Here is a 25,312-nt window from a genome sequence, read left to right on the forward strand (position 1 = left end):
TAGACGGACGGCAGGCCGCCCCCATCCGGCCTGCCGTCTTCGTTTTTTGCTATGGTGGCAATTATGCGAATCCTGGTGATCGAAGACGACCGCGAAGCCTCGGCCTATCTCGTCAAAGCCTTGAAGGAAGCGGGACATATCTGTGAGCAGGCCTTCACTGGCGATGAGGGCTGGCACATGGCGAGCGAGGGCGGTTACGACGTCCTCGTGGTCGACCGGATGTTGCCGGGCCGAGACGGGCTGTCCATCGTCCGCGACCTGCGCGCCAGGAGCGACGATACGCCAGCGCTGATCCTGTCCGCGCTCGGACAGGTCGATGACCGCGTCACTGGGCTGAGAGCCGGCGGTGACGACTATCTCGCCAAACCTTACGCGCTGACCGAGCTGCTCGCCCGCATCGAGGCGCTCGCCCGCCGCCACAAGCCGGGCGAGGGCGAGATGACCTACCGGGTCGGCGATCTCGAACTCGACCGCCTGTCACACACGGTGCGCCGCGCCGGCGACGACATTCCGCTGCAACCGCGCGAGTTCCGCCTGCTCGAGTTCCTCATGAAGAACGCCGGCCAGGTCGTCACCCGCACCATGCTGCTGGAAAACGTCTGGGACTATCATTTCGATCCCCAGACCAACGTTATCGACGTGCACATGTCGCGGCTGCGCGGCAAGATCGACAAGGGTTTCGACACACCGCTCATCCACACGGTGCGCGGCGCAGGGTATGTGATCCGTGACGGCGTTCGGTAAACTGTTCCGCACCACCGCGTTCAAGCTCTCCATCGCCTATCTGGCGGTGTTCTCGGCCTTTGCCGCCTTTCTCATCATCTACATCACCTACAACACCGGCGAGCTTTTGAACCGCAAGCTCCAGGAGAGCATCGATCAGGAGCTGCTGACGATCGCCGAGCAGTACGAACGCGCCGGCATACGCCGCGTGACGCGCATGATCGACCACATGTCGCGTCGTCCCGGCGCCGGGCTCTATCTGCTCACCGACATCGCGGGAAATCCGATCGCCGGCAATGTCGAAAGCCTGCCGACCGCCATGCTCGACGATCTCGGCACCAAGTCGCGCCCGGTGCCATATTCTCGGCTCGATGGCGATGTCGATGATGAGCATTTCGCCATCGCCCGGGTGCTCGTTCTTCCCGGCGGCTGGCGGGTCATGGTCGGTCGCGACGTCGGCGAGCGCGAGGAATTTCGCGAGATCATCGGCCGTGCCTTCCGCATTTCCGTCGGTGTCATGCTGGCGCTCGGTCTGTTGAGCTGGGTATTCGTCAGCCGACGTGTGCTCAAGCGCATCGATTCGATTTCCGACACCAGCCGCCAGATCATGGCCGGCGACCTTTCCGGTCGCTTGCAGATCACCGGCACCGGCGACGAGTTCGACCGGTTGGCCGAGGGCCTCAACGCCATGCTCGCGCGCATCGAGCGGCTGATGGTGGGGCTGAAGGAGGTGTCCGACAATATCGCCCACGATCTGAAGACGCCGCTGACCCGGCTGCGCAACCGGGTCGAGTCGGCGCTGCGTGGCGAGCCGAGCGAACAGAATTACCGTGAGGCGCTGGAGCAGACGATCGAGGAATCCGAGCAACTCATAAAGATCTTCGATGCGCTGCTGAAAATCGCCCGTGTCGAGGCCGATGCCCAGCAGTTGGCGACCGAGCCGCTTGATCTGGGCGCAATCGTCGACGACGTCGCCGAGCTCTACGAGCCTGTCGCTGAAGAGGCCGGTTTCGCGCTTTCGGCCACCGTCGGAAGCGATCTGCCAATGATCCGTGGAAATCGCGAACTGATCGGCCAGGCATTGGCCAATCTCATCGACAACGCCTTGAAATACGGGCAGTCTGCCGCCGACGACGCGCAATCGACCGTTGCGATCGGGCTCATGCGCCAGGGAGATGAGCTCGTGCTGTCCGTTGCCGACAAAGGGGCGGGGATCCCCGAAACCGAACGCGACCGGGTCGCCGAGCGGTTCGTACGGCTTGAGGAAAGCCGCACGCAGCCGGGCTCGGGGCTCGGGCTCAGCCTGGTCAAGGCCGTGGCCCAGATGCATGGCGCCGTTCTTGGTTTTCTCGACAACGGGCCGGGACTTCGGGTCGAGATGCGCTTCAAGGCGACGAACGGGGATGGCGCATGAACACGACTGCCGACAAGGACGCCGGGGACACGGCGCAGGGGCGACCGGACGACCCGCGGCTCTTTACCAGGATCGCGACGCTTCCGCCGCCGTCGGCCAAGGATGACGCCGTCAATCTCCTCACCGACCTGATCGAAAAGGCGCGCAAGAGCGAGGGCGGCGAGGAAGTCGCCCGGCTGATCGAGTCGAAGGCTGAAGTGGCCCGCCTGCTCGGCGGCACCTTCACCAATGCGCCGTTCCTGCGCGACCTTGCCTTCCGCGATCCCGTCACCCTCGGCAAAATTCTGAAGGCCGATCCCACTGACTTCATCGCGCAGCTCTGTGAAGACGCCTATGCGCCCGTCGATGACGAGGCCACGCTGATGACGCAGGTGCGTGTCGTCAAGAACAAGGCGGCGCTGACCATTGCGCTCGCCGATATCGGCGGCGTATGGGGCGTCGACGAGGTCACGCGCGCGCTTTCCGATATCGCCGATGCAACGCTCGGCGCGGCGGTGCGCTTCCTGTTCCGCGATGCCAACCGCCAGGGCAAGCTGACCCGCTTCAACGAGGACGAGCCGGAGAAGGATACCGGCTACATCGTCATCGCCATGGGTAAGCATGGCGCTCGCGAACTGAACTATTCGAGCGACATCGACCTCATCGTTTTCTTCGATCCCGATCTGGCGCCGATCGATGATCCTTACGAGGCGCAGCCTTTCTTCGTGCGCATCACCAAGCGGCTGGTGAAGATCATGCAGGAGCGCACCGGCGACGGTTACGTGTTCCGTACCGATCTGCGCCTGCGGCCCGATCCGGGCGCAACGCCGATTGCTGTATCGGTGCCTGCCGCGCTGACCTATTACGAGTCGCTCGGTCAGAACTGGGAGCGCGCGGCGCTGATCAAGGCGCGCGCCTGTGCCGGCGATATCGCGGCCGGCGAAGCCTTCCTGAAGGAAGTCGCGCCCTTCATCTGGCGCAAGTTCCTCGACTTCGCGGCGATCTCCGACATTCAGTCGATCAAGCGTCAGATTCACGCCCACAAGGGCTTTGCGGCGATCGGCGTTGCCGGTCACAATGTGAAGCTCGGCCATGGCGGCATCCGCGAGGTCGAGTTCTTCGTCCAGACGCAGCAGTTGATCGCCGGCGGGCGCGAGCCCGACCTGCGCGGCCGCCGCACCCTCGACATGCTCGACATGCTCGTCACCCACGGCTGGATCACCGGCGAGGCGCGCGATGAGCTCGCCGAGAGCTACCGCTATCTGCGCGGCATTGAACACCGCATTCAGATGGTCAACGACGAGCAGACCCAAACGCTACCGGAAAACGAAGACGCACTCATGCGGGTTGCCCGGCTTGCAGGCTATGCCGACTACGACGGGTTCGCCACGGCGCTGAAAAGCCGTTTGATGGCCGTCCGGTCCCACTACGCCGAGCTTTTCGAGGCGGAGCCGGAACTCACCGCAACGCTCGGAAACCTCGTTTTCACGGGCACCGAGGACGACCCCGACACCATCGAGACGCTCGCATCGCTCGGCTTCCGCAAGCCCGAAGATGTGACCAAGGCGGTGCGTGCCTGGCATTTCGGGCGCTATCCGGCTGTTCGATCCGCCCGCGCCCGCGAGCAACTGACCGAACTGACGCCGCTGCTCATTCAGGCGATCAGCGAGGCGGAGAACTCGGACGCCGCGTTCCTCGCCTTTGACCGGCTGGTCGCGGGGCTACCCACCGGGGTGCAGTTCTTTTCCATCCTGCGATCCAATCCCGGTCTGCTCGACCTGCTGATCACCATTCTGTCGGCGGCACCGCGGCTCGCCCAGACCATCAGCCGCCGTACGCGGGTGCTTGATGCGCTGCTCGATCCGGCCTTCTTCGGTACGGTCCCCGACGCCGACGAACTTGCTGAACGATTGACGCGCTCGCTCGGTGAGGCGCGCGACTACGAGGACCGCCTCGACCGGGCGCGCATTTTCGGCCAGGAGCAGATGTTCCTGATCGGCGTGCGTATCCTGACCGGAACGCTGTCGGCGAGCCAGGCGGGCGATGCCTACGCCAACCTTGCCCGCGTCATCGTCCGAACACTGCTCGACGAGGCGCGTGCCGAATTCGAGCTGACGCACGGCAAGGTGCCCGGCGCGAAGCTCGCGGTGCTGGCGCTCGGCAAGCTCGGCGGACGCGAGATGACGGCAAGTTCCGATCTCGATCTGATCCTGCTCTACGATTGCGACGACACGGTCACCGCATCGGACGGGCCGCGCGCGATCACGCCGAGCCAGTATTTTATTCGCCTGACCCAGCGTCTCGTCGCGGCCCTTTCCGCCCCGACCGCGGAAGGCACCGTCTATGAGGTCGACTTCCGCCTGCGCCCGTCCGGAAATGCCGGGCCGCTCGCGACCCGCCTCTCGGCCTTCACCCATTACCAGGCGAAGGAAGCGTGGACCTGGGAACACATGGCGCTGACGCGCGCCGAGGTGATCGCCGGCGATGCCGATTTCGTGCCTGCCGTTCAGGAAGTCATCGGGGAAGTGCTATGCCGTGAGCGTGATCTCGAAACCCTGCGCGCCGATGTCAGCCAGATGCGCGGACGGATCGAGAAGGAGAAGGGGACGACAGACCCCTGGGATATCAAGCAGGTCGCCGGCGGCCTCGTCGACATCGAGTTTATCGCACAATATCTGCAGCTTGCGTATGGGCGCAGCCATCCCCAGATATTGAACAGCAACACGGGCGAGATGCTGAACAGAGCTGCCGCCGAGAAACTGCTGGGACCCGAAGAGGTCGACATACTAATCCCGGCGATCCGGCTCTATCACAACATCACCCAGGTCTTGCGGCTCGCGATCGATGGGCCGTTCAACAAGGCCGAAGCGCCAAAAGGGTTGAAGGATGTGCTCGCGCGCGCTGGCGAATTGCCGGACACTGAGCGTCTGGAAGCGCATCTGAAGGAGACACAGGCTGCCGTGCGAAGGATCTTCGAAACGGTGGTCGGTGCGGTCGCGACAGGCGGTGGGCAATAGCCCGGTCGTGACACTCGCGTCGGGGGCAACGATGCGAAGGGAGCAAGATTATGAAGACATTCACAAAGGTCGCACTGCTCGGTGGCGGCATCGCGGTTCTTCTGAGCGGCGCTGCCATGGCATTCGACGGTTATCGCTGCGGCCCGGGAGGTATGGGCCCCGGCTATGGAATGAGCGATTGGGGCGGTCCCGGCATGGGCGCCTCTGGCATGGGCGGTTGGGGCGGTCCGCGAATGGGACGCCATCACCGCTGGCACAAGGGCTGGCATAGGGGCGGCCGGCGTGGCATGGGCCCCGGCGGCATGGCCTATATGTTCGATCGTTTCGATGAGAACGACGACAACGCGGTCAGCCTCGAAGAGTTTCTTGCCGGCACCCCGGGTGCCAAGCGTTTCGCCGCCTTCGATGCCGACAAGGACGGCAAGGTGACGAAGGATGAGATCGACGCGCTGCTCGCCAAACGCATGGCAACGAGGCGCGACCGCATCGTCAGCCGCTTCGACACCGATGGCGACGGCATCATCACCAAGGAAGAGTTCGACAAACCCCGCACCGAGCGCTTCGGCATGCTCGATCGCAACGACGACGGCAAGGTGGAGCGTCAGGAGCTGCCGATGATGGGCGGCCCGCGCGGCGGTTGGGGTGGTCCCGGCATGGGTCGGGGTGGACCTGGCGGCGGCTGGGGCGGACCCGGGGGTGGTTGGGGAGGCCCTGGCATGGGTTGGGGCGGTCCCGGTGGTGGCTGGGGCGGTCCTCCGCCCATGGGCTGGCGTGGCCCCGGCTGGGGTGGTCCTCCGCCGATGGGGTGGGGTGGACCGGGCGCAATGCCTCCGGCAGCCGGCCAGCCTCAACAGGCCCCGCAAGCCCCTGCTCAGTAAGCAGCGAGGCGCGTGAACCTCACGCCTGAAACCAGTAGAGCCGCGCAATCGCGCGGCTCTTTCTTGTTTCTCTCGATGGTGTTGAACCGAAATGCTCAGGCGGCGTCGGATGCATCCTGCTGCCGCGGACCGGCGAGCGGCAGCGTGAAGGAAACGATCGTGCCTTCGCCCTTGGTCGAGCGAATGCGCATCTCGCCCTCATGCAGTTCGACCAGCGAGCGCGAGATCGCAAGACCGAGGCCGGCGCCACGGTGACTTTTGGAGAACTGGTTCTCGACCTGAACGAAAGGCTGGCCGAGGCGGGCGAGATCGGCATCGTCGATGCCGATACCTGTGTCCTCGATTTCAACCGACAGCATGTTGCCGCGCGTCGTGGCGCGCAGCGCGACATAGCCGCCTTCGGGGGTGAACTTCACCGCATTGGACAGCAGGTTGAAAAGGATCTGTTTCATCGCCCGCGGATCCGCCGTCAGCGCGGCGTCGCCGGCTATCTGGCTCTCGATGTCGATTGAGCGGGCCTTGGCCTCGGGCTCCATGATGCGCACGGATTCCGCGACAATCGGCGCGAACTCGATATCTTCCGGTGCGATCGTCAGCCGGCCCGTTTCGATCTTCGACATGTCGAGAATGTCGTTGATGACGGACAGCAGGTGACGCCCGCTTTCGTGGATGTCGACCGCGTATTCCTCGTATTTGACCGAGCCGAGATCGCCGAACATGCCCTGGCGCATGATTTCCGAGAAGCCGATGATGGCGTTGAGCGGCGTGCGCAGCTCATGAGACATGTTGGCGAGGAACTCGGACTTGGTCCGGTTGGCCTCTTCGGCGCGGGTCTTTTCTTCCGAATAGTTCTCGGCGAGCTCGACCAGTTGCTGTGCCTGCACTTCCAGCTTCTGGCGCGAATGGCGCAGATCGGCGACCGTCGCCATGAGCTGGCGTTCGCTCTCCATCAGGTTTTCTTCGTGGTGCTTGATCGGCGTGATGTCGGTGCCGACGGAAACGAATCCGCCGTCCTTGGTGCGCCGTTCGCTGACCTGCAGCCAGCGGCCGCCGTCGAGTTGAGCCTCGTAGGAGCGGGCGCCGCCCCGGTTGGTGCCGTCATCCACCATGCGCGTTGTGATGATCGGTTCCTGCGCCGCCGCCATGATGTCGTCATAGGAGGCGCCGGTCCTCATCAGCGTTTCCGACAGATTGTGGAACTGGCGGTACTTCGAGTTGCTCATCACCAGCCGGTTGTCCGCATCCCACAGCACGAACGCTTCCGAGATCGTCTCGATCGCGTCGCGCAGGCGCAGATCGGCGGTGGCGGTGTTTTCCGCAAGAGTTTTTTGTTCCGTGACGTCGACGGCAATGCCGATCAGGTGCGGCGCGCTGCCGTCGGCCGTTTCGCACAGTTCGGCGCGCGCCTGGATCCACAGCCAGGAGCCATCGGCATGGCGCATGCGGAAGGTGTGGTCGATGCCGCCGCCTTCGCGCAGAAGCATCTCGGCGATGTCGTAGAGATTGCCGTCTTCAGGATGGATCAATGCCTCGACCTCGCCGAAGCCGATCAGATCGCGACGTGGCGGCATACCGAGAATGTCGTACATCGAGGTCGACCAGAACATCCGTCCACGTGCGAGGTCCCAGTCGAGCAGGCCGCAGCGGCCGCGCTGCAGGGCCGCGTCGATGCGGGTCGTCATTTCGGCGTGAATGGCGTCGGCTTCACGCGCGCGTGCGCTTTGCGCGAAATAGGCATAGACGAGGACGATCAGCGTGCCTGCGGTACACACGAACAGCGTCACCGATGCCGACAACAGCGAGCGCCAGCTTGCCAGCGCCGCTTCTTTTGGCTGGGTGATCGCGACCATGCCAAGCTTGCCGTCAAGGTGGTGGACGGTTGCGAATACGGTCTCTTCCGAGGGCAGGGTGAGTTCCATCACGCCGGCGCGCGCGCCGAATGTCGTCAGCGGCTGCGCTGGCCCGAGCAGATCGGACAGTGAGCGGCCCTCAAGCATCGCCTTCATGGGGGCGGTGGCGGTTACGGCGCCGTCCTTGTCGGTGACGAGGATCTGACGATTCCGGCTGGTGGCGCGCGGCGGCAGCACCTCGGCCAGAACGTCCTGCAGGGCGGTCGCCAAACCGGTCTCGGGCAGGGTTGCCTCGCGGCGCTGCATTTCTGCCGACAGGACGGTCGCGATCATCGTCAGATCATCCTGGGCGTCGATGACCATCGCTTCACGATCATAATAGAGGTAGACGCCGCGAACGGTGGCGAGCGTTATGATGAAGAGGACGATAAGAACCGGGATGGAGCGCTGAAATATCGGCTCGGCCAGAAGAAGACGTTCATAGGCCGGCGCTGCAATGAGCTTGATGTGCCCGCCAAGGTCCTTGTGTTCTGCGACGGAGCGAAAGAAGAGTCGCCCAAAACGTCGCGGCGCTTCGGTTGCGCCAGCCATGCCGTGTCCCCCAATATTTAAAATTCGCACTTCACCGTTTCGGGAACGCAGCACATCCGAATCACTGCTATTTGAATCGACTGGAATCGTCTTGTCTACCGGAAATATGCGGAATATTCGCCGGTTTCGGGTTGAGCCCGAGAATGCGTGCAAAATGGCGTGATTCTGCCGTTGCGGAAGCCCGCCGCAGCGGGTTTGGCAAGCGTTATTGCAGGCTGCGGGTGACGATATCCAACACGTCCGGCGAAAGTTCCGGCGCGGTCGCGATCCGCGTCAATTCCTTCTCCGCGGCGGCCTTGCGCGCCGGTTCCAGTGCCCGCCACGAGCGGAACGCCGACAGAAGCCGCGCCGCGACCTGCGGGTTGGTCTTGTCGAGCTTCAGCACCACGTCGGCGACGAAGGCAAAGCCCTTGCCGTCGGAGCGGTTGAACTGGGTCGGGTTGCCGGTCGCGAAGCTGCCGACGAGCGAGCGCACACGGTTCGGATTGGCGAACGAGAAGCGTTCGTGCTCGGTCAATGCCTGCACGCGGGCGAGGGTCTTCGGCGCGGGCGCCATGGCCTGCACGGAAAGCCATTTGTCGTAGACCAGCGCGTCGCCCTCGAAACGGCGGTAGAAGATGTCGAGCGCGGCATCGGCTTCATCCGCTCCGTGCATGACCAACGAAGTCAGCGCTGCCATGCGGTCGGTCATGTTGTCTGCGTCTTCGACGGTCGCCAGCAACATGGGCGCGATAGCCGCTGGATTGGCGATCAGCCGGTAGTCCAGTGCGACATTGCGCAAGCCGCGAACGCCGGCGGCGGTCGCATCCGGGGAATAGGGGCCATCGCTGCCGTTTTCGGCGAGTTGCCCGAACACCTCGACAAGGCCGGTCGCAATATCGCCACGCAGCATCGTGCGCGCCTGTGCGATGGCGTCGGGATCGACATCCTCACCGATCTCGCGCGCGATGTCGTTCTCGCTCGGCATCTGCAGGCAGAGTGCGCGGAAGGCCGGCTCGAGGCTATCGTCACCGGCAATGCTGCCCAACGCATCGATCAGCACCGCATCGGCATGGATCGTCTCGCCGGCGCCGGTCATGGCTGTTGCCGTGACGAGATAGTCCATCGCCAGCGTCTGCATCGCCTGCCAGCGGTTGAACGGATCGCTGTCGTGGCGCGACAGGAAGACGAGGTCGTTGCGGCCCTGATTGCTGAGCAGCTTCACCGGCGCGGAAAAGCCGCGCAGCAGCGAGGCCGCAGGCCGCGCCGCGACACCCTCGAAGGTCACCGTCTGGCGGCCCTCGACGAGATGCAGGACGCCGTCCTTGATCGCCGCCCCCTCGACCGCGTCGAAGGGCAGGTCGGCGCCGTTCGGGCCGACAAGGCCGAAGCGGATCGGAATGTGCATCGCCTTCTTCACCGCCTGACCCGGCGTCGGCAAATGCGCCTGTTCCAGTTCGAGCGTGAAACGCTTCGCCGTTTCGTCATAGCTCGCCGAGGCGGTAACCGCCGGCGTGCCGGACTGCGCGTACCACAGCGCGAACTGGGTGAGGTCGAGGCCGCTTGCCTCGGCAAAGCATGCGAGGAAATCCTCGATGGTGACGGCTTCGCCATCGTGTCGGTCGAAATAGAGATCCATGCCGGCGCGGAAATCGGTGTCGCCGACCACCGTCTTCAGCATGCGCACCACTTCGGCGCCCTTTTCGTAGACGGTCGCGGTATAGAAGTTATTGATTTCATTATAGACGGTCGGTCGCACCGGATGGGCGAGCGGGCCGCCATCCTCGGGGAACTGGTGCGCCTTCAACAGCCGCACATCGCCGATCCGCTTGACCGGCCGCGAGCGCTGGTCGCTGGTGAATTCCTGATCGCGGAACACCGTCAGCCCTTCCTTCAGGCAGAGCTGGAACCAGTCGCGGCAGGTGACCCGGTTGCCCGACCAGTTGTGGAAATACTCGTGCGCGATGATCGCCTCGATATTGGCGTAGTCCTGATCGGTCGCGGTGTCGGGATTGGCGAGGATGTAGCGGTCGTTGAAGACGTTGAGGCCCTTGTTCTCCATCGCCCCCATGTTGAAGTCGCCGACGGCGACGATCATGAAGATGTCGAGGTCGTATTCCCGCCCGAAGGCTTCCTCGTCCCAGCGCATGGAGCGCTTCAGCGCGTCCATCGCATAGCCGCAGCGGTCTTCCTTGCCCTTCTCGACATAGATGCGCAGATCAACGACGCGGCCGTTCATCGTCGTGAAGCTGTCCCGCACCATGGCGAGGTCGCCCGCGACCATGGCGAACAGATAGCTCGGCTTCGGGAACGGGTCGTGCCACAACGCGAAATGGCGCCCGCCATCGAGGTCGCCGGCCTCGATCGGATTGCCGTTGGCCAAGAGCACCGGTGCCTCGGCCTTGTCGGCGGAAATCCGCACCGTATAGACCGACAATACGTCCGGACGGTCGAGGAAATAGGTGATGCGGCGGAAGCCCTCCGCCTCGCACTGGGTGCAGTAATTGCCGCTCGAGCGATAAAGCCCCATCAGCGCGGTGTTTGCTTCGGGCGCGATCCGCGTGACGATTTCGAGTGTGAACGGGCCCGCCGGCGGCGCCTTGATCGTCAGCCGGTCCGGCGTTGCCTCATAGGCGTCCTCGCCGAGCGCAGCACCATCGAGCAAGACCGAAACCAGATCCAGCCCGTCGCCGTCGAGGACGAGCGCCGTGCCCGCCTTGATGCCCGCGCGCCGCTCGAAAACGAGCTTCGCCACCACCGTCGTCTTTGCCGGATCGAGATCGATGTCGAGGTCGACCGTCGCGATCGCGTAAGGTGTCGGCGTGTAGTCTGAAAGGCGGACGGGCTTGGCCGTATCGGTGCGCATTGTTCTTGTTGTCCTGCGGGCTTGGGGAGGCGAGTCATCGCGTCAGGCCCTGTGTACCCTTTGCCGGGAAAGCGGGGAAGGGGGCAGCACCGGTGAACTCGTGCCGCCCGGAAAAGATGCGCATTCAGGCGTCGGGCGCCAGAAGACCGAGGATCCTGACCAGCAATTCACTCTGCCGGCGCGTTCCTGTCTTCGCGTACATCGATTGCAGCCGGTTGCGGACTGTGTTGCGCGAAAGGCCCAAAATGTCGGCGGCGGCGGCGAGTTCGGCCCAGGTCGCGAGCACCTCGGCCAGTCTCTGTTCCGCGTCGGTGAACCCATAAAGGCGACCAAGCACCGGACCGACCGCTTGCGTGCCGTCGAGTGTGCTGCGGACATACATCACTGCCGCGACGCGAGGCGCGGCGAGAACACCGTGCGGGTCGACCGGGAGCACCTGAACGACAAGGGGCGCGCCTCCCGGGACCTGCTTGATGAGCGTTTCCGAGGGGCTGCCGGCGAGCGCGGAACGGATCGCGGCTTGGAGTCCGATGTCCGAATGCCGCTCGATCGCACGCGGCGTGTCGAGTGAGATTTCAATGGCACTACGGCGACCGACCATGGTCCGGGCCGGGCGGTTCATGCCGGTGACCGTTCCGGCAGGCGACAGGGCGATCACGCCCCATGGCAGGTGGTCAGGCAGCCAGGTTTGGACGTCCGATGCGTCGCCGTTCTCGCGCGTGCGCCGACGCAGCCGCCACGCATCGCCAACCGCCGGTGCCAGCCGCTTGAAGGCCTCGATCTTGTCGCTGTCCGGATGCCCGTGATGTTTGGAAAACTCGATCGAAAAGAACAGCGATGTGTCGCCGGCATCGTAGACCCGGGACCCAAGGAAATAGCGTAGTCCCGCCCGACCGTTCAGCCAGTCGTAAAACTCGTGGCGGTCGATGGCGCGCTCGCTGAGGAAGCGGCCCTCATAGGCAATGTGGCCGGGCGCGTGGCGCAGCGAAAACCGCATGCGCGGATTGATGGAATTGATGTGCTCGTTATAGCCGTCGTCGCCCATGATCAGGGTCGGCGTCGCCCAGTCGAGGAGCCGGCCGGTCTTGCGGTTGAGTTCGAAGGCAATGCCCCCGCCGCCGCCGAACCACTGGACTGCGGTTTCGATCGCGGCATCGAAAGATTTTTCACCTGCCGAGGCGGAAATCAAATCCCGATAGATTGGGTCGGGGGAATGCATGGCATCGGCCTCGCGGGTGGCAACCGGGGCAACGAAAATGGTCGCAAGCCAGTACTTTTCTCCCGGTTTTCGAAAAATACAATCGGAAACATTCCGGCCAAAGGACGCGCCGGCTTCGAGAGCGCTGCTCGTCCCCCGGCCAGTCGCTGCCTCAACGTCACCTGTCGCGCTGACGAAAGGGGTACAAACGTACCCTGTGCCGCTATTGCCAATTCCGTGCGGGTGAAATCCAGTTGCTTGGAGGAAATCGCCACGGGGAAGGGCAAGATCATGATTTCATGGGCATTTGAAAAACGTGGGCAGGGTCGGGATCACGCTCGTTCGGTGCGCGCGGCGCTTGCAGCAGTGCTCGGCCTCGGTTTCGCCGTCGGCACCGCGGTTGCAACTGATGCAAGGGCCGAGGGCCGCTACGAACTCGCTGAGGTTCTCGCCGTCAATGCCGACAAGACAAGGCCGGCGCAGTGGGAAAAGAAGGGGGCCGAAATCAACGTCCGCTTCGATCACGCCTTCGGATCCGCGAGCTGTATCGGTCAGTATCACGTCCGCTTCATGTTCGACCGCGATCCCGATGTCATTCCCGATGATGTCCAGTTTTCGGTGCGGATACGCAAGGTGGTTGCCCTCGTGCCGCCATGCGCCGGCGGGATGCGGCCCGCGATGGTCATGGGCGCTAACAACTTCCCGCTGCCGAGGCATCCGCGCGTGCCGCAGGGCTACGAGTACAACGGCAACATCCAGGTGATCGGCGGGACGGCGCTGCAGCTCCAGGAGCGCACCGCATCTGAAACGTCGATGACGGTGCAGGTGAAGACATTTCGTCCCACGCCGTATTCCAAGCTGACCCTTGTCGGCGGCGACGAAAATGCCCTGCACATGATCTATCGCTACGTCGAGGGCGCAAGCGCGCCCGTCGCAAGTAAGCCGGCCGCGACGCCGGCCGAACCGCCGTCGCGCCGGGAAGAGGGCACCGATCGGCCGGGCCTCGACTATCGCGATTTCGATCAGGCGCAGGACGATCCGGGGATCTGTGAAGCCGCGTGCAACGAGGATTCGCAGTGCCTTGCCTGGACCTGGGTCCGCCCTGGTCTGCAAGGGCCGAGCTCCCGCTGCTGGCTGAAATACGACATCCCGCCGGCGGTGAAGTCCGACTGCTGCGTGTCGGGCACGCGCTGACACCACACGCCTGAGATCAGGGAGGGCGTCGATCGTGCGACGCGGGATTTCGATACTTCTGGCAATCGTGATCGCGGGCTTCGTGGTCTACCTGATCAAGCAGGATGCCCGCGACGCCCGTAACAAGCAGGCGATCGAGCGGGCCATGTCGGGCAATCCGGCACGGCCCGCCGCGCCGCCCCGGCCGAAGCTGCAACTGCCGACGCAGTGACTGGGCTGAAAGTGGCTCGGGGAAGGGGGCAGACGGTTGGTCGCAGCCAATGCCGCCCGGGACGAACCGTTTTCGCGGTATAATACGGGGTATCGGGGTCCGGGCCTGCCACCGTGAGCCAAACGACCCGGAACCCGCCGCAATTCGGCTTTGAGCGGGACGAAAAGCCCGGCTCCGATTGCCAATGAAGGTGAATACGGCAGTCCGGAATGCCGCAGCCGCACGATCACGGAAATTGCCGCGACGCGTCCCGCGACAACACGGGAGGCGAATGTGATGCGTGGAACATTCTGGATCTTGGCATCCGCACTGCTGGCCGCGCTGGTCTGGGCGATGCCGCCCGCCGCGTCGGCCAATGGTCCGGCCCCCGAAGTGCCGGACGAAGTCACGGCGCTCGAAGGCACCTACACCGGCTCATGGACCATGTACGGCATCGACGCGGATGGCGTCGTCGCCCCGAACATGGCCTGGACGGACACGATGACGGCGAGCGGCGCGACGGTCGAGGGCGACCGCGCCTTCGTCGTGACCAAGGATGAGATGGTGTTCGAGGGCGGCCATATCCCGCCCTATACGGTTGACGGCAAGGAAGGCTATGTCCTCGCCGCCGACGGCAGCCTTGCGGGCTACTTCATCGAGACCTACGGCCAGACCTACCGCATGGTCGAGCTGGCCGAGAACGTCTGGACCTACACGACACCGGCAGCGGGCGAGGAGCTGGCCCGGCTCGGTTTCCCGCCGGATGCGTCCGGCGTGCATGTGGTGGTCAAGGTGGTGAGCGACGAGGCGGGCGTTGAAACCCACCGCATCACCCGCGTCACCACGGTGAGCTGGAAGGGAGCCGACGGCGCCGAGCGGGTGCTTCAGTTCACCAGCTTGAAGGGTGTCCACAAACGGCAGCAATAGGCGCGGATTGACCGTCTGTGGACGCTGGGCGTGTCGCGCTCAGAAATACCGCAACCACAGATAAAGGTTCGAGATCGCCAGCGTCAAAAGCATGATCGGGAAGGCGACGCGCACGAAGTCCATGAAGTGGATCGGCTGCTTGGCCTTTTCGGCGAAGGCGGCGACGGTCAGATTGGCGCTGGCGCCGAGCAGCGTACCGTTGCCGCCGAGACAGGCGCCGAGCGCCAGTGACCACCACAGCGGCTCGATCGCGTCCGGTCCGCCGAATGTGCCCGCCGTCGACTCGATCAGCGGGATCATCGTCGCCACGAACGGGATGTTGTCGAGAATGGCCGACAGGATGCCCGATGCCCAGAAGATCAGGAACGACGTGGCCATCAGGTCGCCGTCGGTCAGTTCGAGTATCTTGGCCGCGAAGAACTCCAGTAGCCCAACATGCTCGACGCCGGCGACGAGGATGAACAGCCCGCCGAAAAAGAAGATCGTCACCCACTCGACCTCGGCGAGGATGCGGCGCACGCAGTCGCCCTGCTTGTCGCCGCGATGATGGCCGAAGGCGAGCAGCATCAGCAGTGCGGCGCCGGCCAGGGCCGATGTGCCCGGCTGGATGCCGTAGCCGTGGCCAAGCGTGAAGCCGAGCAGGACGAGGGCAAGCACCGACAGCGACTTGATCATCAAGGGCGTGTCGGTGATCGCCTCGTTCTCGCGGAATTTCATTATCCGGTCGCTGGCCGATTGCGGGATCGTGCTCAGTTCCTTGCGGCTCAGCAGATAGATGATGACGATCACGACGGCGAGGCAGATCGCTGCGATCGGCCCCAGATTGAACAGGAACTGGTTGAAGCTGAGGCCCGCCGCCGAACCGATGATGATGTTCGGGGGGTCACCGATCAGCGTCGCCGTGCCGCCGATGTTCGAGGCGAGGATTTCGGCAATGAAAAACGGATAGACCCGGGTCTCCAGCGCCTCGGTGATCAGCAGGGTGATCGGCGCGATCAAAAGAACCGTCGTCACATTGTCGAGGAAGGCGGAGAACACCGCGGTGATCAGCGTAAGCATGATCAGGATGCCGGTCGGCCGCGCCTTGACGCTCTTCGCCGCCTTGATCGCAACATACTGGAACAGACCGCATCTGCTGGTGATGCCGACGATCACCATCATCCCGATCAGCAGGGCGAGCGTGTTGGCGTCGATGCCGGCAACCGCCTGTTGCTGATTGATGATGCCGAACAGCACCATCAGCGCGGCGCCAAGCATGGCGAGGATCGCGCGATTGACCTTCTCACTGATCAGCAGCGCGTAGACGGCGACGAGAATTCCCGTCGCGATCCACAAGGGGTCTACGCCGAGCAGGTCGGGAACCGAGAGCATTGCGCCCCCGTGCGGCAGTGTCTGATCCGTCAAAGCGTTTCGTCGCCTTCGGGGGCATCGCTGAGAACGTGGTCCAGCAGGGAGTTGGGACTCACGGTTCCGACAAAGCGATTGGTCTCGGGATCGACAAGGATCACATGTCGCTTGAATTTGTAAATGAGGAAAATCCCCTCCATCACCGGCGTGTCGGGCGCCGCGATGGGTATGTTGTCGGGATTGGACATGTAGTCCGACACTTTTTCGTTCTTCAGTCGCGCCACCTGCGCGTTGAAGTCTTCTTCCGACAGGCTCATGAAGCACAGGCTGGCGATCTGGCCGCGCGAACTCTCGCCGTCCATGCCTATGGTTGCCGCCTTCGGCAGGATGAGCTTGAGCAGCGTCGGCGCGGTGAAAACGCCGGCATAGGTTCCGTCGGCGTTGACCACGGGCAGGAACCGCGCCTTGCTGCGCTTGATGATGTTGAACGCGGTCGCAACGCTTTCGTCAGGCAGGATCGTGTGCTGGTGATCCGGCTCCACCATGACATCGCGGCATGTCAAACCCATTGCAAACCTCACGCGCTCGGCTTGCGGCGCACGCAGTCGGTCGAGTGCCGAAAGGCGCCGCCGCACGGACGACTGAGCTCAATCCATTCCACTCTTTGGCGCGTTTGGCCAGCCGTTTTACGCAAGCGGCAGCCGGTCGTATGTTTTGCCGGTCGCCGCTTCAAACGCATTGCAGACGGCTGGGATCAGCGTCGGGATGCCGATCTCGCCAACGCCGAACGGTTCGTCGGCGCCGCTGTCGTCCATCAGTGCGATATCGAGCGACGGCATCTCGCTGACGTCGAACATCGGATAGTCGGCGAGGCTCTCCACTTCAGCGCGGCCATCTGCGTAGGACAGACGCTCGGTCAGCGCCATCGACATACCCCACCAGACCGCGCCCTCGATCTGCGCCAGAACGGCATCGCGGTGGACGACGCGCCCGACATCGGCGGCGATCCAAAGGCCGGAGATGCGGTTTTCCCGCACCTCGGCAACGGTCGCGATGGCCGAGCCGCGAAAGCTCATTACGCCGAGACCGAGCGCACGGCCCGGTTCGCCCCAGCGGGCGTTTGCGGCGGCGCGTTCCATCACGGCGACGAGACGCGGCTCGTCGATATGTGCACGGCGCCAGGAAAGCGGGTCCTGGCCCGCCTTGCGCGCCAGCCGCTCGACCGTCGTCTCGACCGCCCATACCGTGTAGCCGGCCGAAACGCTGCGCAGGAAGCCGGGCGCGGGGAGGGATTCCACCCGGGTCCAGCGGATGCGGTCATGGGCGACGCGGTAGGGGTGATAGGCACCGTCGGTCGCGGTGTTGTCCTCGTCACCGTTCGGGCCTTTCAGCGATCCGGGCAAATGGGTCGCGAGCGTGCCGTCGGAGGCAATCGCGTGATCCCAGCCGGCGAGCATGCCGTTGTCGTCGAGATGGGCGCGGATGGACTGCGCCGCCGGCGGGCGGATCTGGCCGCGTTGCAGCTCGTCGAGCATCGGGCGGATGATCTGAACGGGCCGGCCGACAGCCTTGGCGACCAGCGCCGCGTCGCGCACCGCATCGTTCAGCACCCGCCGGCCGAACGCACCGCCGCACGGCGCACCGACGGTCTCGACCGTGAACGGCGCGGTCTTCCAGGTCTTTGCCGCGTAGCGCATGTCGAGGTCGAGCGATTGCGTTGACCCGCTGATCGCGACGCCGAGACCGGCATGGGTTGGCCGTGCGGTCGCGTTGAGCGGCTCCATGATGACGTGCTTCAGCGCCGGCGCCGTGAACCGGGCTTCGAGAGTCGCGGCACCGGACGCGATGCCGCTGTCGCGCAGGGGAACCCAGGCTCGGGTCTCGTCGGCAAGAGCGTCGGCGAGGCGTGCCTCGTCGGACACCGTGCTGAAATCGCCCGGCGCGGACCACTTGATGCTCAAGGCATCGCGGCCCTTCAGCGCCGACCATGTGTCGCGCGCAACGACGGCGACCGCGTCGTCGAGCCGTACGATCTCTTCAACACCGGCGACGGCGCGTGCCGCCGCATCGTCGAGGGTCGCGACGGTACCGCCGAGATGCGGGCTGCGGACAAGCACCGCGACCAGCGTATCGGCCTCGCGCCGGTCGACGCCGTAGCGCTTGGCACCGGTCACCTTGTCAATGAGATCCGACGGCGCAGGGCTCTTGCCAAGCAGGTCAAAAGCCTCCGGATTCTTGAGATCCGCTTCGCTCGCGGCACCCGGCATGACGAGGCTGCCGCCGGCGGCGATTTCGGCAAAATCGGCGCGCGCGCCAGAGGGCTCATGAATGACCGCGTGGCCGCGTGCGACGCAGTCCGCTGGCCCCCAGCCGTGCGCCCGGCAGGCGGTTTCGATGAAGGCGCGGCGAGCTTCGGCTCCCGCCAGCCGCAGCGGCTGATAGTAGCCGCGCGTGGTCTTGGAATCCGCCGTCACCAGATGGCCGTCGAAGATCGGGTTGCCATAGGTCGAGGCGTCACGCGGCGCGGCGATGATGTCGATGCGCGAAAGGTCGGCGCCGGCTTCCTCTGCGACGATCATGGCAAGCGCCAGCGGTGCGCCCTGACCGAGGTCCTGCGCCGGGCAGACGATTTGCAGCTGCCCGTCTTCCAGCAGCGAGACGAAGGCGTTGATCTCGCGTCCCGACAGCGGCGAGGGGACCTGCGTCAGCGCATATCCGCCACCGACCGCGACGGCCACCGTGGCCGCTCCGGCGCTGGCGAGAAAGGCCCGCCGCGACAGGCGGAAACGGGCCGGCTTTTCGGTTTTGCTCGTCCCGGTCATTGGGCTGCCTCCCTGGCGATCTCGGCGGCCCGCCCGACGGCTTTGAGGATGCGCTGACCGGTGCCGCAACGGCACAGATTGCCGGACATGGCGTCGGCGATGGCGTCCGCATCCGGTTCCGGCGCTCCGGAAAGGAACGCGGCGGCCTGCATGATCTGGCCGGACTGGCAGTAGCCGCATTGCGGCACCCGGTGCTCGATCCACGCCTGCTGCACCGGGTGGGAGGCATCGGCAGAGAGCCCCTCGATGGTGGTGACGGAGCTTCCTTCGACCGCGCTTGCCGGCGTGATGCACGACCGCGTCGCCTGACCGTCAACATGAACCGTGCAGGCGCCGCACTGGCCCTCAAGGCATGCATATTTGGTGCCGGTGAGGCCAAGCTTCTCGCGCAGGAGGAAGACGAGCGGCATCTCCGGGTCGTCGAGCGTCACCGAGATATCTTCGCCATTCAGTCTGAAATTCACCTTGGTCATCGCATGGCTCCTTTTCCGTAATTATGTGTACGGTTGTTTTTAGCCGTAATGTTGTGTACGGATGTTGTCAAGCTGGTTCGGGAGAGGTCATGAAGGACGACGCCAAGGCCGAGCGGCATAGCCGGATTGCCGCCGCGGCCTACGAGGTCATCGAGGAAAAGGGCTATCTCGGCACGTCGATGCTGGCGATTGCCCGCCGCGCAAAGGCCTCGAACGAAACGCTCTACAACTGGTACGGCGACAAGGCCGGCCTGTTCCGCGCGCTTATCGACGATAACGCCGAAATCGTCCGCGAGAGGATCGTCGCGAGCCTTGAAGAGGGCGACGATCTCTATTCCGCGCTCGCGGCCTTCGGGCCGGTGCTGCTCGGCATGCTGTTGGGAAAACGCGCTGTTGCGCTCAACCGTGCCGCCGCCGCCGACCCTTCGGGGGAGCTCGGCGGGGCAATCGCGCGCGGTGGCCGCGACGCCGTTGCCCCGCTGCTGGTCGGTCTTTTCGCCCGTCACGGAACGGGCGCTTTGCGCACGGCAGAGGAAGCCGCCGGGACCTATATCGCGCTGCTCGTCGCAGACCGGCAGATCCGGCGGGTGATCGGCGCAATGCCCGAGCCCACAGCAGAGCAATGCGCGGAGTGGTCCACGTCCGCGCTCGCGACGCTCAAGATACTGATGGCCGGGAGCCCTTCCTGAGCGGGCAATCCGCCTCGCTCAGCGCAGTCCCGCGATCCGCACGATCTCGTCGACCATGCTGCTCTGCGGGTCGGCAAGCGGCGCGATCACCGTGAAGTGGTTCGCGTCCTTGATGAGTTCGAGCTTGGTCGAGGCTCCGCCACGGGCCCAGAAATCGACGATCACCCGGCTCTGGCGGATGAACTCTTCGGACTCCGCGCTTCCGACAGCCGCCGTCAGCGATGTGCCGCCGGGGACGCCCATGGCGAGCGGCGACGCCTTGATCGCCTCCGATTGCGTCATGCCCATCGCGTCGTTGATGCTGGTCCCGACCAGCGGCACGAGATCGAACAGGCCGGAGATGGCATAGCCCGCCGGCACCAGCCGGTAGGGCAGGCCCCGCGCCGGCCAGTCGGTCGACATGGTTGCCGCCGTCAGATGTCCGCCCGCCGAGTGGCCATAGAGCAGCAGCGGCTTGCGGAAACTCTCCCACAGGAATGCACACAGCACGCGGATCTGCTCGATGATGTCGCCGATACGAACCTGTGGACAAAGATCGTAATTGGCCACAACGACCGTCATTCCGCGCGCATTCAGCCCGCGCGCCATGTGGCTGAAGAACGACGAATCGAGCGCCTGCCAGTAGCCGCCATGGATGAAAACGGCGAGCGGCGCGTTCGGCGCTACGGCGTCGGGATGAAAAATATCGTAGGTGCAGCGGGTGGCGATGTCGTAGCGCACGCCGGTCTCGCAGCGCGCGGTTTCGCGGTAGGAAGCGGCGTCGCGCGCCCATCCAGCTATGATCTCGGGATGGTCTGGTACGCGCTTTCGGTTGTTGTATTGTGCTTCGTAATCGATGAAAACCATGCCGTGATCCTTGGCGCCGGCTCGTGCGGGGCAGCGTGCGCGATGGTCGAAGAGGGGCTACTCCGTCTTTCCCACGTCGGCGAAGATATTTAGCCTATACAACAATGCTGCGAGAATGGGAGTGATCCAAATGGCGGAAGCCGCGATCGACATGAATGCGAAGACCGCGCCGGCCGGCGGTGGTCGGTTCGTCTGGGAAGATCCGTTCCTGATGGAACAGGACCTGCAGGAAGACGAACGCATGGTGATGGAGGCCGCTCGCGCCTATGCGCAGGAGAAGCTGCAGCCGCGCGTGATCTCCGCCTATCACGACGAACGCTTCGACCGTGAGATCATGACCGAGATGGGCGAGATGGGCCTGCTCGGTTCGACCATCCCCGAAGCCTATGGCGGCGTCGGCGCCAACTACGTGACCTACGGTCTCGTCGCCCGCGAGGTCGAGCGCGTCGATAGCGGCTATCGCTCGGCGATGAGCGTGCAGTCCTCGCTCGTCATGCACCCGATCTATGCCTATGGCTCGGAAGAACAGCGCAACAAGTACCTGCCGAAGCTCGCTTCCGGCGAATGGGTCGGCTGCTTCGGTCTGACCGAACCGGACCATGGCTCGGATCCGGGCGGCATGAAGACCCGCGCCGAAAAGGTCGCCGACGGCTACAAGCTGACTGGCGCCAAGATGTGGATCACCAACGCGCCGATCGCCGACGTCTTCGTCGTATGGGCGAAGTCGGCCGAGCATGACAACGCCATTCGCGGCTTCGTGCTCGAAAAGGGCATGGCTGGCCTGTCGGCGCCGAAGATCGAAGGCAAGCTCAGCCTGCGCGCCTCGATCACCGGCGAGATCGTCATGGATGGCGTGATCGTGCCGGAAGAGAACCTGCTGCCCAACGTCTCCGGCCTCAAGGGCCCGTTCGGCTGCCTCAACCGCGCCCGCTATGGCATCGCCTGGGGGGCGCTCGGCGCCGCCGAATTCTGCTGGCACGCCGCGCGCCAGTACACGCTCGACCGCAAGCAGTTCAATCGCCCGCTTGCCGCCACCCAGCTCGTGCAGAAGAAGCTCGCCGACATGCAGACCGAGATCACGCTCGGGCTGAATGCCGCGCTGCGCGTCGGTCGGCTGATGGACGAGGGCCGCGTCGCGCCGGAAATGATCTCGCTGATCAAGCGCAACAATTGCGGCAATTCGCTCGATATCGCCCGTCAGGCCCGCGACATGCATGGTGGCAACGGCATCTCCGAGGAGTTCCAGGTGATGCGCCACATGTCCAATCTGGAAACGGTCAACACCTATGAGGGCACCCACGACGTGCACGCCCTCATCCTCGGCCGCGCCCAGACCGGCATCCAGGCGTTCTTTTAAGCAAATGGTGTCGGCGCCCCATGCGGGCGCCGCTGCCTGCGCCCGCGTGGGAACATGGTCATGAGCCTCGAAGTCTGGCTTGCATTCGTCGCGACCGTCGCCGTCCTCGTCGCGCTGCCGGGGCCGACGGTGCTGCTTGTCGTCGCCTATGCGCTCGGGCAGGGGCGGCGGGTCGCCTTTGCCATGGTCGCCGGCGTGGCGCTAGGCGACCTTGTCGCCATGACCGTCTCGCTCGCCGGGCTCGGCGCGATCCTTGCCGCGTCGTCGGAACTCTTCACTGCAATGAAATGGCTCGGCGCGGCCTATCTCGTCTTCCTTGGCATCAAGCTGTGGCGCGCCGATCCGCAGGTGCCGCGCGTCGACAGCGACGTGCCGGAAGTGCCGCTGAAGACCGCCTTCGGGCACGCCTTCATGGTCACGGCGCTCAACCCCAAGGGCATCGCCTTCTTCGTTGCCTTCGTGCCGCAATTCGTCAATGCGGGCGCGCCGGTGATGCCGCAGATGGCGATCCTCGTCGCCACCTTCGTCTCCATCGCTATCATCAATTCCACCATCTACGCGCTGCTCGGCGACCATCTGCGCGGCCGCATGACGCGCCCGTCTGTGCTGCGCTGGTTGAACCGGGCCGGCGCCTCGTGCCTTGTTGGTATGGGAGCTGCGACGGCGGCCATGCGTTCGAGCTGAATACGGAAAACGAAAAATGGAACAGGCGGAAAACCGCGCACCGCTCGCCGGCGTCAAGGTCCTGGAACTCGCCCGCATTCTCGCCGGTCCCTGGGCCGGTCAGATCTTCGCCGATCTCGGCGCCGAGGTGATCAAGGTCGAAAGCCCGCACGGCGACGACACCCGCGGTTGGGGCCCGCCCTTCATCGAAGGACTCGACGAGGACAAGCCGACGGCCGCCTATTTCCACTGCTGCAATCGCGGAAAGCAGTCGATCGCCATCGACTTCGGCGATCCGCGCGGCCAGGAGATCATCCGCAAGCTCGCGGCCGAGGCTGATATCCTCATCGAGAATTTCAAGGTCGGCGGGCTGAAGAAGTACGGCCTCGACTACGAGAGCCTGAAGGCGGTCAATCCGGGTCTCGTCTATTGCTCCGTCACCGGCTTTGGTCAGGACGGGCCGTACGCCCAGCGTGCGGGCTACGACTTCATGATCCAGGGCATGGGCGGCATCATGGACCTGACCGGTGCGCCCGATGGCGAGCCAATGAAGGTCGGCGTTGCCTTTGCCGACATCTTCACCGGACTTTACGGCGTCATTGGCGTTCTCGCCGCGCTCCGCCATCGTGATGCTACGGGCGAGGGGCAGCATGTCGACATGAGCCTGCTCGACGCGCAGGTCGGTGTGCTCGCCAATCAGGCGCTCAACTATCTGGCCTCCGGCAAGGCGCCGACCCGCATGGGCAATTCCCACCCCAATATCGTGCCCTATCAGGTGTTCCCGGCAAGCGACGGCCATCTCATCATCGCGGTCGGCAGCGACGCGCAGTTCGTCAAGCTCTGCGCGATCCTCGGCACGGACCCGCTCGCCACCGATCCTGCCTTTGCGACCAACGCCGCGCGGGTCAAGAACCGCGACGCGCTCGTCGAGCAGCTGGCCGAGAAGACGGCGACCTTCACCCGCGACGATCTGTTGGCCAAACTTGCCGCCGCCCATGTGCCGGCGGGGCCGATCAACTCGGTTTCCGACGTGTTCGACGATCCGCAGGTGATCCACCGCGGCATGCGGGTCGATCTGCCGGCTGCTGACGGATCGTCGACGGTGCCGGGCGTGCGCACCCCGATCACCCTTTCGGAAACGCCGCTCTCCTACCGGCATGCCGCGCCCACACTCGGCGCCGACACGAATTCGGTGCTTGAGAGCCTCGGATATGGCGCCGACGAGATCGCCGCGCTGAATGCCGACGGGATCATTGGCAAACGCTGACGGGCTACGGCCGGTAGTGCGTGCTGCCTGGGTGAAAAACGCTCTGAAGACGCTTGCCGTGGAGAATTTCCACCCCATTTGCGGGAAAAGCCTGCCGCCGGTGCGCATTTTGTGCTGTAACAGGGGGCAAGGGCGACAACAGACAAGAATCGGGACGTATTGAGCCCGCCGCCAATTCAGGTGCTCCTTTACGCATGCAGCATCATACAGAGTCGTTGTTTCTCCGTTTCTGGGGCGTTCGTGGGTCGATCCCGGCGCCCGGCAAGGATTTCGTGCGCTATGGCGGCGAAACCACCTGCCTTGAGGTCCGCGCCGGCGAGCGAACGCTGATCGTCGATTGCGGCTCCGGCATCCGCGCCCTTGGCAACAAGCTCGAAGCCGACGGCGTGCGCGAAGTCGACGTGCTGCTCAGCCACACCCATCTCGACCACATCTACGGCCTGCCGTTCTTCCGTCTCGCCTATGATCCGAACTGCTCGGTGCGGTTCTTTGCTGGCCACCTGGAAGACGGGCGGGGCCTTCGAGAGGTGCTCGAGCGCATCATGACGCCGACGCTCTATCCCGTTGCGCTCGAAGAGCTGCTCGGCTCGGCCTTCGAGACGTTCCGAGGCGGCGGACAGCTCACACTCGCTCCCGACCTGACCATCGACACGATGCGCCTGAACCATCCCGGCGGCTGCATCGGCTACCGGATCACGCGCGGCGGCCGCAGCGTCTGCATCATCACCGACCACGAGCACGGCAACGCGATGATCGACGCCGAACTGCACACCTTCGTGCGCGGTGCTGACGTGATGATTTACGACGCCATGTTCGACGACAGCGAATATGCCCGCTACGAGGGCTGGGGCCACTCAACCTGGCAGAAGGGGCTGAAGCTCGCGATCGAGGCCGATGTGCGCACGCCGATCCTGACTCACCACGATCCCTCGCGCACCGACGAGGATCTCGACCGCCTGTCGGAAGAGATTGCGCGTCAGCACCCCGGCGCCATCGTTGCCTGGGAAGGTCTCGAAGTTTCTATCTGAATATCTTGTGCGCG

Annotated in this window: 19 protein-coding genes; 11 read left to right on the plus strand and 8 right to left on the minus strand. The window is 64.5% G+C overall.

The features are described 5' to 3' along the window. Window positions 1–63 precede the first annotated feature (63 nt). The 4 genes from C0606_00620 to C0606_00635 are packed head-to-tail and all read left to right on the plus strand — an operon-like array spanning window position 64 to window position 6,011. Entirely contained in the window at window positions 64–744 is a 681-nt protein-coding gene (locus C0606_00620; GenBank protein PLX39082.1) for a DNA-binding response regulator, read from the plus strand. Then, a complete protein-coding gene (locus C0606_00625) occupies window positions 728–2,137 on the plus strand; it encodes a two-component sensor histidine kinase (protein ID PLX39083.1) in 1,410 nt (469 codons plus the stop codon). Before C0606_00620 ends, C0606_00625 begins: the two co-directional genes overlap by 17 nt. Further along, window positions 2,134–5,133, plus strand: coding sequence for a bifunctional [glutamate--ammonia ligase]-adenylyl-L-tyrosine phosphorylase/[glutamate--ammonia-ligase] adenylyltransferase (locus C0606_00630; GenBank protein ID PLX39084.1), 3,000 nt, complete (start codon window positions 2,134–2,136; stop codon window positions 5,131–5,133). Before C0606_00625 ends, C0606_00630 begins: the two co-directional genes overlap by 4 nt. A gap of 50 nt (window positions 5,134–5,183) precedes the next feature. Continuing rightward, window positions 5,184–6,011, plus strand: a complete 828-nt coding sequence (locus C0606_00635; protein PLX39085.1) for a hypothetical protein — start codon at window positions 5,184–5,186, stop codon at window positions 6,009–6,011. A 95-nt stretch (window positions 6,012–6,106) separates the two neighbouring features. Here the strand turns inward: C0606_00635 and C0606_00640 are convergent, their stop codons facing one another. The 3 genes from C0606_00640 to C0606_00650 form a co-directional block, all read right to left on the minus strand. Next, window positions 6,107–8,452: a PAS domain-containing sensor histidine kinase gene (locus tag C0606_00640; protein ID PLX39086.1), complete on the minus strand. Its 2,346-nt coding sequence runs from the start codon at window positions 8,450–8,452 to the stop codon at window positions 6,107–6,109. Between the two features lie 205 nt (window positions 8,453–8,657). Further along, on the minus strand, window positions 8,658–11,297 hold the full coding sequence (locus C0606_00645; protein ID PLX39087.1) for an aminopeptidase N: 2,640 nt from the start codon (window positions 11,295–11,297) through the stop codon (window positions 8,658–8,660). 124 nt (window positions 11,298–11,421) lie between these two features. Next, window positions 11,422–12,516 (minus strand): hypothetical protein, encoded by a 1,095-nt coding sequence (locus C0606_00650; protein PLX39088.1) that lies wholly within the window; start codon window positions 12,514–12,516, stop codon window positions 11,422–11,424. Between C0606_00650 and C0606_00655 the strand changes: the two genes are divergently transcribed. Together C0606_00655 and C0606_00660 are read left to right on the plus strand one after the other, a co-directional pair. Then, entirely contained in the window at window positions 12,511–13,689 is a 1,179-nt protein-coding gene (locus C0606_00655; protein ID PLX39089.1) for a hypothetical protein, read from the plus strand. The genes C0606_00650 and C0606_00655 overlap by 6 nt on opposite strands. Window positions 13,690–14,176: 487 nt before the next feature. Continuing rightward, a complete protein-coding gene (locus C0606_00660; GenBank protein ID PLX39090.1) occupies window positions 14,177–14,806 on the plus strand; it encodes a hypothetical protein in 630 nt (209 codons plus the stop codon). 39 nt (window positions 14,807–14,845) lie between these two features. On the opposite strand, the gene C0606_00665 is transcribed toward C0606_00660, so the two are convergent. The 4 genes from C0606_00665 to C0606_00680 form a co-directional block, all read right to left on the minus strand. Next, window positions 14,846–16,177 carry a hypothetical protein gene (locus C0606_00665; GenBank protein PLX39091.1) on the minus strand — a complete coding sequence of 444 codons (1,332 nt, stop codon included), beginning with the start codon at window positions 16,175–16,177 and terminating at the stop codon, window positions 14,846–14,848. Window positions 16,178–16,206: 29 nt separating this feature from the next. Next, window positions 16,207–16,722 carry a hypothetical protein gene (locus C0606_00670; GenBank protein PLX39092.1) on the minus strand — a complete coding sequence of 172 codons (516 nt, stop codon included), beginning with the start codon at window positions 16,720–16,722 and terminating at the stop codon, window positions 16,207–16,209. 117 nt (window positions 16,723–16,839) lie between these two features. Further along, a complete protein-coding gene (locus tag C0606_00675) occupies window positions 16,840–18,975 on the minus strand; it encodes a hypothetical protein (protein PLX39093.1) in 2,136 nt (711 codons plus the stop codon). Then, window positions 18,972–19,448 (minus strand): (2Fe-2S)-binding protein, encoded by a 477-nt coding sequence (locus C0606_00680; protein PLX39094.1) that lies wholly within the window; start codon window positions 19,446–19,448, stop codon window positions 18,972–18,974. The genes C0606_00675 and C0606_00680 overlap by 4 nt, the downstream gene beginning before the upstream one ends. An 89-nt stretch (window positions 19,449–19,537) precedes the next feature. Here C0606_00680 and C0606_00685 point away from each other — a divergent pair, with 89 nt between their 5' ends. After that, window positions 19,538–20,137, plus strand: coding sequence for a TetR/AcrR family transcriptional regulator (locus C0606_00685; GenBank protein ID PLX39095.1), 600 nt, complete (start codon window positions 19,538–19,540; stop codon window positions 20,135–20,137). Window positions 20,138–20,155: 18 nt separating this feature from the next. Here C0606_00685 and C0606_00690 read toward each other — a convergent pair whose 3' ends face one another. Further along, window positions 20,156–20,983: an alpha/beta hydrolase gene (locus C0606_00690; protein PLX39096.1), complete on the minus strand. Its 828-nt coding sequence runs from the start codon at window positions 20,981–20,983 to the stop codon at window positions 20,156–20,158. 151 nt (window positions 20,984–21,134) lie between these two features. Between C0606_00690 and C0606_00695 the strand changes: the two genes are divergently transcribed. The 4 genes from C0606_00695 (at window position 21,135) to C0606_00710 (ending at window position 25,298) form a co-directional block, all read left to right on the plus strand. Then, window positions 21,135–22,340, plus strand: a complete 1,206-nt coding sequence (locus tag C0606_00695; GenBank protein PLX39630.1) for an acyl-CoA dehydrogenase — start codon at window positions 21,135–21,137, stop codon at window positions 22,338–22,340. 60 nt (window positions 22,341–22,400) lie between these two features. Beyond that, window positions 22,401–23,024, plus strand: coding sequence for a lysine transporter LysE (locus C0606_00700; GenBank protein PLX39097.1), 624 nt, complete (start codon window positions 22,401–22,403; stop codon window positions 23,022–23,024). 16 nt (window positions 23,025–23,040) lie between these two features. Continuing rightward, on the plus strand, window positions 23,041–24,270 hold the full coding sequence (locus tag C0606_00705) for a CoA transferase (GenBank protein ID PLX39098.1): 1,230 nt from the start codon (window positions 23,041–23,043) through the stop codon (window positions 24,268–24,270). A gap of 194 nt (window positions 24,271–24,464) precedes the next feature. Continuing rightward, window positions 24,465–25,298, plus strand: a complete 834-nt coding sequence (locus C0606_00710) for an MBL fold metallo-hydrolase (protein ID PLX39099.1) — start codon at window positions 24,465–24,467, stop codon at window positions 25,296–25,298. Window positions 25,299–25,312: the final 14 nt, after the last annotated feature.

The sequence above is a fragment of the Hyphomicrobiales bacterium genome (assembly GCA_002869065.1).
Classification (GTDB): Bacteria; Pseudomonadota; Alphaproteobacteria; order Rhizobiales; family Rhodobiaceae; genus Rhodobium.